Origin of the sequence: Streptomyces sp. ID05-26A, from assembly GCF_033794685.1 — a bacterium.
Lineage (GTDB): Bacteria > Actinomycetota > Actinomycetes > Mycobacteriales > Pseudonocardiaceae > Lentzea.
The window spans coordinates 1903815-1916702 of the sequence record NZ_JARAYZ010000002.1; the positions used below are offsets into that span (position 1 = coordinate 1903815).

The 12888-nt window shown below is 69.7% G+C and carries 12 protein-coding genes and 1 pseudogene; 4 read left to right on the forward strand and 9 right to left on the reverse strand.

The window, feature by feature from the left end; translation table 11 throughout:
* Positions 1 to 15 precede the first annotated feature (15 nt).
* On the forward strand, positions 16 to 606 hold the full coding sequence (locus tag PV646_RS24270) for a bifunctional 4-hydroxy-2-oxoglutarate aldolase/2-dehydro-3-deoxy-phosphogluconate aldolase (RefSeq protein WP_500344479.1): 591 nt from the start codon (positions 16 to 18) through the stop codon (positions 604 to 606).
* On the opposite strand, the gene PV646_RS24275 is transcribed toward PV646_RS24270, so the two are convergent.
* Genes PV646_RS24275 through PV646_RS24290 form a run of 4 tightly spaced genes read right to left on the reverse strand, consistent with a single transcriptional unit; the run spans position 584 to position 5460 of the window.
* Positions 584 to 2539 carry an alpha-galactosidase gene (locus tag PV646_RS24275; protein ID WP_500344480.1) on the reverse strand — a complete coding sequence of 652 codons (1956 nt, stop codon included), beginning with the start codon at positions 2537 to 2539 and terminating at the stop codon, positions 584 to 586. The two genes, PV646_RS24270 and PV646_RS24275, sit on opposite strands and share 23 nt — an antisense overlap.
* Complete coding sequence (locus PV646_RS24280) at positions 2536 to 3360, reverse strand: carbohydrate ABC transporter permease (protein WP_500344481.1); 825 nt, start codon at positions 3358 to 3360, stop codon at positions 2536 to 2538. The genes PV646_RS24275 and PV646_RS24280 overlap by 4 nt, the downstream gene beginning before the upstream one ends.
* Positions 3360 to 4196 carry a carbohydrate ABC transporter permease gene (locus PV646_RS24285; RefSeq protein ID WP_500344482.1) on the reverse strand — a complete coding sequence of 279 codons (837 nt, stop codon included), beginning with the start codon at positions 4194 to 4196 and terminating at the stop codon, positions 3360 to 3362. The genes PV646_RS24280 and PV646_RS24285 overlap by 1 nt, the downstream gene beginning before the upstream one ends.
* A gap of 1 nt (position 4197) precedes the next feature.
* Positions 4198 to 5460: an ABC transporter substrate-binding protein gene (locus tag PV646_RS24290; protein WP_500344483.1), complete on the reverse strand. Its 1263-nt coding sequence runs from the start codon at positions 5458 to 5460 to the stop codon at positions 4198 to 4200.
* A gap of 78 nt (positions 5461 to 5538) precedes the next feature.
* Between PV646_RS24290 and PV646_RS24295 the strand changes: the two genes are divergently transcribed.
* The 3 genes from PV646_RS24295 (at position 5539) to sph (ending at position 8068) form a co-directional block, all read left to right on the forward strand.
* Positions 5539 to 6228, forward strand: a complete 690-nt coding sequence (locus PV646_RS24295) for a FadR/GntR family transcriptional regulator (RefSeq protein WP_500344484.1) — start codon at positions 5539 to 5541, stop codon at positions 6226 to 6228.
* Positions 6229 to 6303: 75 nt separating this feature from the next.
* Entirely contained in the window at positions 6304 to 7044 is a 741-nt protein-coding gene (locus PV646_RS24300; protein ID WP_500344485.1) for a class I SAM-dependent DNA methyltransferase, read from the forward strand.
* A 97-nt stretch (positions 7045 to 7141) separates the two neighbouring features.
* On the forward strand, positions 7142 to 8068 hold the full coding sequence (sph, locus tag PV646_RS24305; RefSeq protein WP_500344486.1) for a sphingomyelin phosphodiesterase: 927 nt from the start codon (positions 7142 to 7144) through the stop codon (positions 8066 to 8068).
* Here the strand turns inward: sph and PV646_RS24310 are convergent.
* The 5 genes and pseudogenes from PV646_RS24310 to PV646_RS24330 all read right to left on the reverse strand — a co-directional run.
* Entirely contained in the window at positions 8061 to 8363 is a 303-nt protein-coding gene (locus tag PV646_RS24310; RefSeq protein WP_500344487.1) for a DUF6968 family protein, read from the reverse strand. The genes sph and PV646_RS24310 overlap by 8 nt on opposite strands.
* Before the next feature lie 42 nt (positions 8364 to 8405).
* The gene (locus PV646_RS24315) at positions 8406 to 8900 is read right to left on the reverse strand and encodes a DinB family protein (RefSeq protein WP_500344488.1); all 495 of its coding nucleotides are present in this window, start codon (positions 8898 to 8900) and stop codon (positions 8406 to 8408) included.
* A 59-nt stretch (positions 8901 to 8959) separates the two neighbouring features.
* Complete coding sequence (lysA, locus tag PV646_RS24320; RefSeq protein ID WP_500344489.1) at positions 8960 to 10270, reverse strand: diaminopimelate decarboxylase; 1311 nt, start codon at positions 10268 to 10270, stop codon at positions 8960 to 8962.
* Positions 10271 to 10383: 113 nt separating this feature from the next.
* Positions 10384 to 11868, reverse strand: coding sequence for an amidohydrolase family protein (locus PV646_RS24325; protein ID WP_500344490.1), 1485 nt, complete (start codon positions 11866 to 11868; stop codon positions 10384 to 10386).
* A 74-nt stretch (positions 11869 to 11942) separates the two neighbouring features.
* Positions 11943 to 12827 (reverse strand): annotated as a pseudogene (locus PV646_RS24330) (glycoside hydrolase family 16 protein); the annotation flags it as partial.
* Between the last annotated feature and the right edge of the window lie 61 nt (positions 12828 to 12888).

A 12888-nucleotide genomic window follows, 5' to 3' on the forward strand; every position in this document is an offset into this window, starting at 1 on the left:
AGTAGGCTGGCGGGCGTGAGCTACCGCTACGAGATCACCCAGGCAGTCGTGCGGCAGGGCATCATCGCGATCGTGCGCACCGCCGACGCCTCCTCCGCCGTCCAGGCCGCCGTTCCGCTGCTGGACGCGGGCATCACGTCCCTCGAACTGCCGCTGACGAACCCCGGCGCGCTGGAGGCGATCCGGCAGCTTCGCGCCGACCACCCCGCCGCCGTGATCGGCGCCGGTTCCGTGCTGGACGAGGCCTCCGCCGTCGCCTCGGTGCGGGCCGGGGCGCAGTTCCTCGTGGCGCCCAACCTGAACGCGTCGGTGATCCGGGCCGGGCACCGCTACGGGGCGGCGGTGCTGCCCGGCGCCGGGTCGGTGACGGAGGTCGTGCAGGCGCTGGAGGCCGGGGCGGACGCGGTGAAGGTGTTCCCCGCGCCCACGCCCCAGTGGGTGCGGGACGTGCTCGCCGTGATGCCGTACGCGCCACTGGTGCCGACCGGTGGTGTTGCGCCCGCGGACGTTCCCGCCTGGCTGGAGGCCGGAGCGGTGGCGTGCGGGGTCGGGTCGGCCCTCGCCCGCACGCCCATCGAGGAGATCAGGGCGTTGCTGAAGGCCTGAGCACCACCACGTCGGCGTCGTTCGTCCGCGACCAGGCGAACGGCAGTCCGACGTGGGTCAGGTGCGCCGCCGAGTAGACCTGTCCGGTCTCGTCCACGTAGGACGCGGCGGTCAGTCCTTTCAGCTTCACCCTCGACGCCTGGCCGGGCACCATCGGCACCCCGGTGAGCGAGCCGGTGTTCCAGGCCAGCACGACGACCCGGTCCTCGCCGTTGTACTGGATCGCGTCCTCCGCCGGCACATGCGCCTCGCCGCCGTGCACGACGTCGCGGATCTCCTTGTAGCGGGCGATCAGGTCCGCCGCCTCGGCGCGTTCCCCGGCGGACCAGTGCCGGACGTCCGCGCCGATGCCGAGCACACCGGCCATGGCGAGCACGAACCGGAACTTCAGCGAACGCGGGCGTGCGTCGAAGAAGCCGGGCGCGTCGGTGACCCACGACGACATCAGGTGCGGGGCGTGCATGTGCAGGAAGCCGTGCTGGATCTTCAGACGGTCGAGCGGGGCGGTGTTGTCACTGGGCCACACCACGTCGACCATCGCCGTGGTCGCGAGGTCCGTCCGGCCGCCGCCGCCCGCGCAGCCCTCGACCAGCACGTCCGGGTGGTGTGCCCGCAGGTGTTCGAGCACTCGCCAGTAGTTGCGGACGTGGGCGTTGTCGAGCTCGCCGGAGCGTTCGGTGGCGGGACGGTTCATGTCCCACTTCAGGTAGCTGATCCGGTGGCCGGTCAGCAGTCTGTCCAAAGTGGAGACTACGAACTCGTAGACCTCCGGCAGGCCGAGGTTGAGCAGCAGCTGGTTGCGGATGAGCGTGGGCTCGCGGCCCTCCGTCCGGTACACCCAGTCCGGGTGCTCGGCGTAGAGCCGCGACTTCGGGCTGACGGACTCCGGCTCGACCCACAGACCGAACTCCATGCCCGTCGCCCGCACGTCCTCGACGAACACGCCGAAGTCCGGCGACTCCGGGTACCAGTCGCCGAGGCCGCCCGTGTCGTCGTGACGGCCTTCGAACCAGCCGTCGTCCACCACGAACAACTCGACGCCGAGGCCTGCCGCGATGTGCGCCAGTTCGAGCTGTTTCGGCAGGTCGACGTCGAAGCCCGTGGCCTCCCAGGAGTTGTAGAGCACCGGCTTGCGGGCCGGGCGGCTGCGCGACCGGTCGTAGGCGTGCCAGACGCGTGTCAGGTCGTCCGTCGAGTACGCCAGCGCGAGTTCGGGCGTCACGAAGGTCTCCCCCGGTTCGATCACGACCGGGCCGAGCATTCCGGCACGCACGCGCGTGAGCCCGGACGGTTCGACCTCGGCCGTGATCTCCCAGGAACCCGACCACGCCAGCGACACGCCCCACGTGCCGTCCACGGACAGCCAGGGCGCGTAGTTGTGCCCGGGAACGCCGTAGGAGCTGCCGATCCGGAACCCGCCCGCGGGCAGGGTCACGTGGTCCAGCTGGAACTCGCGCGCCCACTCACCGTGCAGGAACGACAGCCTGGGCGCCCGCGTCGGCAGGCAGACACCCGCGGACCCCACCCTGACGAGACGAGACGTCTCGTCTCGGAGGTTGGTCACCTCGACCCACCGCGCCAGGACGTCGACGCCGGGCTCGGGGCGGTAGCAGAGCACGGTGCGCAGCCCGGCGATGTCGTCTTCGAACGTCAGCCGCAGCACGCCTCCCTCTTCGGAAGCGCCCTCGAAGGTGAACCACGAGTCGCCGTCCACCTCGAGGTCCGCGCCGGTGAACGGTCGTTCGCCACGCGGCGCGTACTCGATAGGAGCCGCGTCGGCCTCGGTGATGAAGTGGATGTCGCCGAGGTTCTGGTACGCCGACGGGCCCTGCTCCACCCCGTGCGGGCCCCACGCCACCAGCTCGGCCCAGCGTCCGCCGGGTTCGACGGCCACCGTGTAGGAGGTGGTGGCCATGCGAAGGGTCCAACTCATTTCACCGCTCCCACCGCGAGTCCGGAGATGAAGTGCCGCTGGAACCGCAGGAACACCGCCACGGTCGGGATCGCCGCGATCACCGAGCCGGCCGCGATCACGTTCCAGTTGGAGACGTACTGGCCCTGCAACGCGAGCAGCGCCGGGGTCACCGGCATCACGGCCGAGGAGCGCAGCACGGTGATCGCCCACAGCAGGTCGTTGAAGATCCAGGTGAACGCCAGCGCGGCCAGTGCCGCCAGCGCGGGCCTGGTCATCGGCAGCACGATCCGCCAGAAGATCTGCACGGGACCGGCGCCGTCGATGGTCGCCGCCTCCTGCACCTCGTTCGGCATCGCGCGCATGAAACCCTGCAGCACGAACGTGTAGAAGCCGAGGCCGAAGCCGACCTGCACCACGATCAACGCGAACAGCGTGTCGTAGATGCCGAGGACCTCGGTCAGCTTCGACACCGGAACGAGGAGGATCTGCGGCGGCAGGAGGTTGCCCGCGAGCATCAGCAGGATGATCGAACGCCGGGCGGGGATCTGGAAGCGGCTCAACGCGTACGCCGCCGCCGAGCTCAGTGCCAGCGACAGGAACACCGTCGGGACGGTGACCAGGACGCTGTTCCACATCGCGCCCGAGCCGCCGTTCGTCCACGCGTCGGCGAACCCGGCGAGCGTGAACGACCGCGGGAACGACGCGAGGCCGTTGGCGGCGATGTCGTCGAAGCTGCGGACCGCCGTGACGAGCACGGCCACGATCGGCAGCAGCCAGAGCAGGGAGATCGTGCCTGCCACGGCGTGGAAGACGCGGCCAGAAGAGGCGCTACTCGACATCAGTTCTCCCGGAACGCGCGGACGAGGTAGGTCACGATCACGCCGAACGCCAGCACGAAGATGACGACGGCCAGCGCACTGGCGTAACCGAGCTTCAGGGACTGGAACGCGGTCGAGTACATGTACGTGCTGAGCAGCTCGGACGAGTGGTAGGGCCCGCCGCGGGTCATCGACCACACCACGTCGAACGACCGCAGCGAGTCGATGACGATCACCGACAGCACCACCGAGTTGACCGAGCCGAGCTGCGGCCAGGTGATGTGCCGGAACCTCTGCCAGGCCGTGGCACCGTCCAAAGTGGCCGCTTCGTAGAGCCCGGGGTCGATGCCCTTGAGGCCCGCCAGGTACAGCACCATGACGTACCCGACCTGCCGCCACAGCGCCGGCACGAGCACCGCGTAGAGCGCCGTGTCCGGGTCGGCGAGCGGACTGCTGTCGAAGATCCCGCCCGGCTGGTAGAGCACCTGCCAGATCAGCGAGGTGGCGACGAGCGAGAACACCACCGGCACGAACAGCGCGGCCCGGTAGATCCCGACGCCGCGGCGTTCCTTCTGCAGCAGCACGGCCATGCCGAGGCCGCCGGCCGCGGACAGGCCGCCGAAGAGCACGAGCCAGATCGCGGTGTTGGTGACGGCGGTGTGGAAGACCGGGTCGCCGATCATCCGCGCGTAGTTGTCGAGCCCGACGAACCGGGGCGGCGAGACACCGTCCCAGTTCGTCAGCGCGAGCCAGAACCCCTGCAGCGCGGGCCAGAAGACCCAGAACCCCTCCACCAGCAACGGGATGAGCACGAACAGCAGCAGGATCGGAGGGACCCTGGTGGAGCTCCTGGTCATGTCAGCTCGACCACACCTGCTCGGCGGCCTTCTGCCACGTCGTCAGGATCGTGTCCAGCTGGTCGGGCTGCTGGAGGAACTTGACCAGCGCGGCGTCCGCGGTGGGCTGCAGGGCGTCGCTGGAGTCGCGGTTGAAGAACTGGGTGATCTCCGCGGCCTCCTTGAGGTGCAGGCGGCCCTTCGTGACCAGCGGCGTGCCGGAGTCCTTGGCGTTCGGGTGCGTCGGCAGGACCGTGCCGGACGAGGCCTTGATGTAGGCCTCCTGGCCTTCCGCTGTCGCCGCGTAGGTCAGGAACTCCTTCAGTTCCTTGACGTGCGGTGACTTGGCGCTCGCGAAGAAGCCGTCGGTCGGGCCCTCCTCCGCCAGCGGCACGGCCGGGTCGATGATCGGGAACCGGAAGAAGTCGATGTCGTCGATCGCGTCCTTCGGTGCCGCGTCGGCGAAGAACGCGCCGGTGAGCAGCATTCCCGTGCGGCCCTGCAACATCGCGGTCGTGGCCTCCTGGAAGCCGATCGCGGTGCCGTTCGGGTCGGTGTAGGGCAGCACCTCGCGCCACTTCGTGAAGACCGCCCTGACCTTCGGGTCGTCGAAACGGTGCTTGCCCGCCAGGAGTTCGCGGTGGAACGGCGCGCCGTTGATGCGGATGTTGAAGTAGTCGAACCACGCGGACGCGGTCCACGGCGAGTCCGAGCCCGCGCCCATGCCGATCGGGATGACACCCTTGCCCTGCAACGTCCTGCACAGCTCGACGTACTCGTCCCAGGTCTTAGGCGGGGTGACTCCCCACTTGGCGAAGTGGGACTTGCGGTAGAAGTTGCCCCACCAGTAGTACGTCGTCGGCACGAACACCTTGCCGCTCAACGTCTTGAACGACTGGGGGTAGTCGCCCATCGTCTGCCAGACGTCTCTGACGTCGAGCAGCAGGCCCTTCTCCTCGTACCCCTTGAGCAGTGCGCCGGGATACCAGGTGAAGAGGTCGGGCGGGGTGGCCGAGGTGAGGTAGCTGGGCAGCTGGGTCCGGAAGGTCTCGGAGGCCACGGTGTTGACCGAGGCCTGCGCGCCCTTCTTGTCGTTGAACGCCTTCACCAGTGCGTCGATCGCCGCTTTCGCAGCGGGCGCCGAGAGGTTCGACTGGATCGTGGCCGTGCCGGCGGCCTGGGTGACCGGGCCGGAGGACGCCGAGGTGGCGCAGGATGCCGTGCCGCTGACCAGCAACCCGGCTCCGGCGGCAGCGGTGACGCGGAGGAAGTGACGCCTGTCCATGGCTGAGAAGAGTGCGCGCTGACCATGATCAAGTCAAGAATAATTCATAATTTATGATGTGCCGTATGCTCTGACCTCATGAACGAAAAGCGGCTTCGTGGCGTGCACGGGCAGACCGTCGAGGCGCTGGCGGGCCGGATTCTCGCCGGTGAGATCGGCGAGGGCGACACCCTCGACCTCCCGGCGCTGCGCGAGGAACTCGACGTGTCGCTGACCGCGCTGCGCGAGGCCCTGAAGGTCCTCTCGGCCAAGGGCATGATCGACGCCAGGCAGAAGCGCGGCACGTTCGTGCAGCCGCGCTCGTCGTGGAACCTCCTCGACACCGACGTGATGCGCTGGCAGACCCAGGCCGGCAACACCGACCACAGCCTGTTCGACGAACTCACCGAGATGCGCGTGATCGTCGAACCCGCCGCCGCTCGCCTGGCCGCCGAACGCGCGTCCGACGCCGACATCGAGGCCCTCGGCGCGGCCCTCGACCGGATGGCGGTGGCCCGCGACCTCGCCGCGACCGTCCGGGCGGACCTGGAGTTCCACCGGCTGCTCATGGCCGCCACGCACAACGCGTTCCTGACGCAGGTCGAGCGGATCATCGCGATCGGACTCGCCGAGCGGGACAAGCTCGTGCACGGAACGGTGGACGACGACCCGGTGCCGTCACACCGCGCGGTGCTGGACGCGATCTCCGCACGCGACCCCGAGGCGGCGTACGAGGCGATGCGGGCGCTGGTCGACAAGTCGGGGGCGGACCTCGACCGGCTGCGCTGAGCCGTGAGCGGTATACGCCGCGTCGCGGCGTAAATGCGTCGACAGCGCCTTCGGCGCTCGGCACAGTGGTCGTCCGTGACGAGCAGCGAACTGTGGACCCGTGCGATCGCCGATCGCTACGACGCCGAGGAGACCGAAGCGTTCTCGGCTGCCGTTCTCGAACCGACTCTCGCTTTTCTCGCCGGGCTCGCCGGAGACGGCCGGGCGCTGGAGTTCGCCATCGGAACCGGACGAGTGGGAGTCCCGCTCCGGGAACGCGGCGTGCCGGTGGCAGGCATCGAACTGTCCGAGCACATGGCGGCGGTGCTGCGGCGCAAGATCGACGAGGACACGCTCCCCGTGGCCGTCGGGGACATGGCCACCACCGTCGTTCCCGGTGAGTTCTCCCTGGTCTACCTCGTCTACAACACCATCACGAACCTGCTCACCCAGGACGAGCAGGTCGAGTGCTTCCGCAACGCCGCACGGCACCTGGAGCCCGGCGGCCGATTCGTCATCGAGCTGGGTGTGCCGCCGCTGCGGTTCCTGCCGCCCGGCCAGGTCGCGGTGCCGTTCGACGTCTCTGAGCACCACCTCGGCTTCGACACCTTCGACCTGGTCGAGCAGATCCTCGTTTCGCACCACTTCACCCAAGACGGCGACGACGGTCGCTACCGCCGCAACAACTCCCGGCACCGGTACGCCTGGCCGGCGGAGCTCGACCTGATGGCACGGATCGCCGGGCTCGAGCTGGAACGCCGCGTCGCGGACTGGGACGGGGCTCCGTTCACCCAGGACTCCGCGAAGCACATCTCCGTGTGGCGCAAGCCGGTCTGAGGCCGGCCGGGCTGCATCAGCTCTTAATCGATACGACACCATCGGGTCACCCTCCGACGGTTGTGAAAGAGTTTCACGTCCGTCACCATCGGACCTCATGCGCCTGATCACGCTCGCCGCCGCCGTCGTGCTGACGCTCTCGGTCGCCACCCCGGCGGTCGCGGCTCCCACCACCCCGAAGATCGCCACCTACAACGTCTTCATGCTGTCGCGGAACCTCTACCCGAACTGGGGCCAGGTCGCCCGCGCCGACCTGATCGACAGCACCGGCGTGCTGAACGGGCAGGACGTCGTCGTGCTCAACGAGGCCTTCGACAACGCCGCCTCGGACCGGCTGCTCGCGAACCTGCGCGACACCTACCCGCACCAGACTCCGGTGCTGGGCCGCAGCAAGGCCGGATGGGACGTGACGAGCGGGAAGTACAGCGACTCGACGCCCGAGGACGGCGGTGTCGCGGTGCTGAGCCGCTGGCCGATCACCACGCGCGTCCAGCACGTCTACCGGGACGGCTGTGGCGCGGACTGGTTCTCCAACAAGGGGTTCGCGTACGTGCGGATCGACGCGCCGTCCGGGCCGCTGCACGTGATCGGTACGCACATGCAGGCCGAGGACTCGACGTGCACGAGCGCGCCGGGCGGTTTCCGGGCGAAGCAGCGGGCTGAGATCAAGGCGTTCCTGGCCGCGCGGAACATCCCTGCCGCCGAGTCCGTGTACGTGGCGGGCGACCTGAACGTGATCAAGGCGAGCGCCGAGTTCCCCGCGATGGTGGCGGAACTGGGCGCGCGGACGCCCGAGATCGGCGGGCACCCGTTCTCGTGGGACTGCGCGGACAACAGCGTCTGCCGCGACCAGTACGGGCCGGAGTACGCCTCCGAGCACCTCGACTACGTGCTGACGGTGCAGGGCCCCGCGCTGCGCAACGAGACCCGGCGCGTGAAGAGTCCGGAGTGGTCGATCTGGTCGTGGGGGCGCAAGTACACCTTCGACGACCTGTCCGACCACTACCCCGTCTTCGCTAGCTGAGCGGGGGCTCGACCGTCAGGCCGAGCTCGGGCATCCCCATCCAGTCCAGGGTGGCGTCCGACTCGGCCAGCTTGATCCGCACGGCGCAGACGCTGAGCAGCAGGGCCTGCAACGAGTCGACGCCGTACGCGGCGTCCACGGCGTCGTCGCCGATCTGATGTGGACACTCCCAGTCCCCGGTGTCGCTCAACGGGTCCGGGCGCGGGGCACCGAACCTGATCACCACCTCGACCGGTGATCCGTCCGGTGCCTTGCCCTCGATCTGCCGTTCCGCGACGACGACGCCCAAGTCCATGCGACTCAGCCTAGTTGAACGAACTCCGTCCTCTCGGGCTCGTCACCGCCGGACCAGCCGCCGCAACTGCCCGATCTCGGCCACGTTCTTCATCAACTCCGCGTTCACCCACGCCACTGTGTGCGCCACCGTCAAGGCGCCGTCCGGCCACGGGAACGTGGTCGCGGCGTCGAGGTCGGCGCCGTCGACCGTCTCGAGCCACTCGTCCTTCAGCCGTCGCAGCCAGCCGATCGCCTTCTCCGGCCCCGGCCACGTGACCTCACGCGGCTCCTGCTCGCGCACGTGGTCGATCGCCGCCGTCCACCACCAGCCGATGTGCCACGTCAGCCAGGCGATCGTGGCGACCCCGGCGGACTCCTGCTCGGGCGTCGGCCAGTCCCGCTCCCAGGTCGTGCCGTTGTGGCGCATCGTGAAGACGTGGGCGCTCCCGGGTTCCCAGCCGATGTCCTCCGGTTCGAGCAGGTCGAGGTGGTACTCGAACAACGACCAGGTCATCTCGAACTGCCAGCGCAGCAGGTCGCTCCGGGATTCGGCCACGCCGCAAACCTACCGACCGGCCGCAAGCCGTTTCCTCCGCGGACTCGACGCCTGAACGATCAAACGTACCGGCGCAGCAGGTCCTCCTCGGTCTCCCTGCGCACGATCGGCCTCGCGACCCCGTCCTTCACGGCGACGACCGGCGGGCGGCAGACCTGGTTGTAGTTGGAGGCCAGCGCGTGGTGGTAGGCGCCCGTGGCGGGGACGGCCAGCAGGTCACCGGCGTGCACGTCACCCGGGATCAGCACGTCCTCGGCCAGCACGTCACCCGCCTCGCAGTGCCGTCCCACCACCGTCACCGGCTTCGGCCGGCCACCTCGGCCCACCAGCCGGACGACGTACTCGGCGCCGTACAACGCCGGACGCGGGTTGTCGCTCATGCCTCCGTCGACCGCCACGAACGTACGAGAGGACTCCTTCACCGCGCACACCCGGTAGAGGGTGACACCGGCGTTCGCGACGATCGCGCGGCCGGGTTCGACGAGCAGCCGTGGAGGCGGGACGCGGTGCAGCGCGCACTCGTAGTTCAGAGCGCCGGTGACGCGGTGGGCGAATCCCGCCAGATCAAAGGCGGTGTCGCCCTTCAGATACGGTGCGCAGAAGCCGCCGCCGAGGTCGAGCTGCTCGATCCTGGTGCCGCAGGACGCGATCAGGCCGACCATCCGCCGCACGGCCTCCTCGTAACTCGCGACGTGCCTGACCTGCGAGCCGATGTGGCAATGCAGGCCGACGAGCCTCAACGACGGCTGCTCGACCACGCGCAGGATCGCCTCCAGGGCGGCGCCGGACGCGAGGGAGAACCCGAACTTCTGGTCCTCGACACCGGTCGCGATCTTGGCGTGCGTGTGGGCGTCGACGCCGGGAGTCACGCGGATCATGACCTCCTGGCCGTGCGTCGCGAGGGCGCCGAGCTGGGCGATCTCGTCGAGCGAGTCGACGACGATCCTGGAGACGCCGTACTCCAGCGCGGCCTTGAGGTCCTCGGACGTCTTCACGTTGCCGTGCAGGATGATCCGGCTCGCCGGGAAGCCCGCCGCCCTCGCGAGCGCCAGTTCCCCGGCCGACGAGACGTCCAGGGACAGGCCCTCCTGCGCCATCCAGCGGTAGACCTCGGGACAGGGCAACGACTTGCCCGCGAACACGACCTCGGCCCGCGGGAGCGCGGTGCGGAAGGCCCTCGCCCTGGTGCGGACGGTCTGTTCGTCGAGGACCTGGCACGGGGTGCCGAAGCGCGCCGCCAGTTGGGTGGCCGGGAGTCCACCGATGAGGAGGTCCTGGCCGGTGCCCTCGGTACCGTCCGGCCAGAGACCCTCTTCCAGCACCGGTTCGGTGGAGCATCCGATGCTGGGCAACAACTCCGCGAGTGTCATGCGTTCAGCACACGCCCGGTGACGCGTTGCCGACAGGTCCCGGACGAGACCCTGACACGCGCGGGTCCCGCCTTGACGCGATCCTGACGAGCGCGGTGGCGCGGGCCACAACGTCAGTGCGCACACCCCGCGGGAGTCGCCGGGACCTCGGCGGACTCCTGTGCGGCGACCTCGATCTCGCGCAGGATCCGGGCCCGGTCGGCGGGTCCGAGGTAGCGGCCGCGGCTCACGACGGCATGCACCCGGCCGACGTTCGTGATGTCCCGCAGCGGATCCGCGTCCAGCACGACCAGGTCGGCCTGCTTGCCCGGCGTGACCGTGCCCGTCTCGTGCTCCAGTCCGAGGCAGCGCGCGGCGTCGCGGGTGGCGGCCTGGAGCGCCGCCTCGGGCGTGAGACCGGCCTGCACCAGCAACGCGAGCTCGTCGTGCAGCGAGAAACCCGGGAAGACGTAGGCGAAACCCGCGTCGGTGCCCGCGACGACACCCACTCCGGCCTCGTGCATCTGCCGGAGCAGGCGCATCCGGGCGTCACCGAACTTCCTCAGCTCGGCCACTTCCTCGGGCGAACGGGTGGGCCGGCCGGACATGATCTGCTGCCACTGCGCGCGCATGTCCACCGGGATGTACCGCATGCGTTCGAGGGCCACCGGGTCGTTCGTGATGGCCTCGGGTGAGCGGGACATGTTGCGTTCGACGAAGAGCGTCGGCGACTCCCAGACACGTCCGGCCATCGCGGCGAACAGTCGCCGAGCGCGGGCCGGTGAGTGGGTGGCGACGGCGGCCCGTTCGATCCGGCCCGCGTGACGGCCCCACCAGTTCGGGTCGGCCGGGTCGTCGGGCATCGCCCGGAGCCGGGCGTAGAGGGCCTCGGCATCGTCCGAAGTGGACGTGAACAGGTTGTAGAGGTGTTCGTGGGTGTGCTGGGCGAGCGCGTCCTGCACCGGGACACGGGCCGGGACGTGGCCCGCGAACGGGATCCGGAGCCTCTTCGCCTCGTCCGCGATGGCGGCGTGGCACTCCGGCGACAGGAACGAGTACACCTTGACGAAGTCCGCTCCCCCGTCCCTCGCGCGCCGCACCGCCGCACGGGCCTCCTCGGGAGTGCGGACGACGTCCGAGCCGGGCCAGATCGAACCGGGCCCGTCGACGATCGCGCTGGCGATCACCATGCGCGGGCCGAGGATCTCACCCGACTCGACACGACGGCGGGTGTCGTGCGTCTCGGGCATGCCCCACATCTCGCGGATTCCGGTGACGCCTTGGACCACGTGCAACGGCGCGACGGTGTTCTCGAAGAACGTCGCGTGGGTGTGCATGTCCCACAGACCCGGGATCACGTACTTGCCCGCGACGTCGATCACGCGCACGCCCCGCGGCAGATCGCGGTGCCGGCCGGCGGCCAGGATCCGATCACCGGCCAGCACGATGGTCGCGTCCCGGACCGGTGCGCGGCCGGTGCCGTCGATGAGGGTCGCCCCTCGCAGCACGGTCACACCGCTCGCCGCGGACGCGGGCCGACCCACGGCTCCCAGCGCGACGGCTCCGAGCGCTCCTTTGCCCAGCCAGGACAGCACGTCCCGGCGCGCCAGTTCCCCCACTGCTCCCACCCCTTGTCACCCAAGGTAGCGACCTGCGGGAGGCGGAGCAGTGGGGCTGACCCCCGGATCTACGGCCGGGTCCACACCGCCACGTAGTCGACCAGCATCGGCCTGCCGGGCGTGGTCTGCGCGGTCGGCGTCGCACGCCCGGCCACACCGTTCGGGAACGCGCCGCCGATCGCCACGTTCAGCAGGATGAAGTAACCCTGGTGGGAGGTCATGTTGTTCCACGACGTGGCGTCCATCTGGTTCTGCCGCACGGTGTGGAACTGCTGACCGTCGACGTACCACCGCAGCTGGTTCGGGCTGACCGAACGGTCCCACTCGAAGCGGTAGGTGTGGAACGCCGACTGGCAGGTGCTGCCGGGGCATGCCCGGGACGCGCCGAGGCCGTTGGTCTCGTTGCACGGGCCGCCGGGGTTGACGCCGCAGTGCAGCACGCCCCAGACGCTGTTGATGCCGTTGACGTTCTCCATCACGTCGAACTCGCCGATGCTCGGCCAGTTCCAGTAGTTGCCGCGGTACGGCGACCCCAGGGCCCAGAACGCCGGCCAGTAGCCCAACGCCGCCGCACCGGTGACGTTCGGCATCTGGAGGCGGCTCTCGATGCGCAGGACGCCGCCCGCGGGTGCCTTGAAGTTCGACCGGCGGGTCTCGATGCGCGCCGACGTCCACTCGCCATTCGCGGCCCGCAGCGGTGTGATCCGCAGGTTGCCGGAGCCGTCGAGGGCCAGGTTCGCGCGGTCGTTGGTGTAGCGCTGGATCTCGCCGGTGCCCCAGTTGCCGGGGCCGCCGGGGTAACCGTGGCCGGTGTCGACGATCCAGTTGGTGCCGTTCGGGGCGGTGTTGTTGCCGCCGGTGAAGTCGTCCGACCAGGCCAGGGACCAGCCCGGCGGGGTGGGTGGGACCGCTGCCTGCGCGATGCCGGAGAGCGGGAGGACCAGGGCCAGTCCCAGCAGAACGCGCGTGAGTTTTCGAGCCACGACGATGACCTCTCTGTCACGATCGTGCGGCAGCGGA

Coding starts and splice junctions, on each gene's coding strand:
- PV646_RS24285 (WP_500344482.1), bottom strand. CDS start 4,196: ATGACCAGGAGCTCCACCAGGGTCCCTCCGATCCTGCTGCTGTTCGTG.
- sph (WP_500344486.1), top strand. CDS start 7,142: ATGCGCCTGATCACGCTCGCCGCCGCCGTCGTGCTGACGCTCTCGGTC.
- PV646_RS24295 (WP_500344484.1), top strand. CDS start 5,539: ATGAACGAAAAGCGGCTTCGTGGCGTGCACGGGCAGACCGTCGAGGCG.
- PV646_RS24275 (WP_500344480.1), bottom strand. CDS start 2,539: ATGAGTTGGACCCTTCGCATGGCCACCACCTCCTACACGGTGGCCGTC.
- PV646_RS24280 (WP_500344481.1), bottom strand. CDS start 3,360: ATGTCGAGTAGCGCCTCTTCTGGCCGCGTCTTCCACGCCGTGGCAGGC.
- lysA (WP_500344489.1), bottom strand. CDS start 10,270: ATGACACTCGCGGAGTTGTTGCCCAGCATCGGATGCTCCACCGAACCG.
- PV646_RS24310 (WP_500344487.1), bottom strand. CDS start 8,363: ATGGACTTGGGCGTCGTCGTCGCGGAACGGCAGATCGAGGGCAAGGCA.
- PV646_RS24290 (WP_500344483.1), bottom strand. CDS start 5,460: ATGGACAGGCGTCACTTCCTCCGCGTCACCGCTGCCGCCGGAGCCGGG.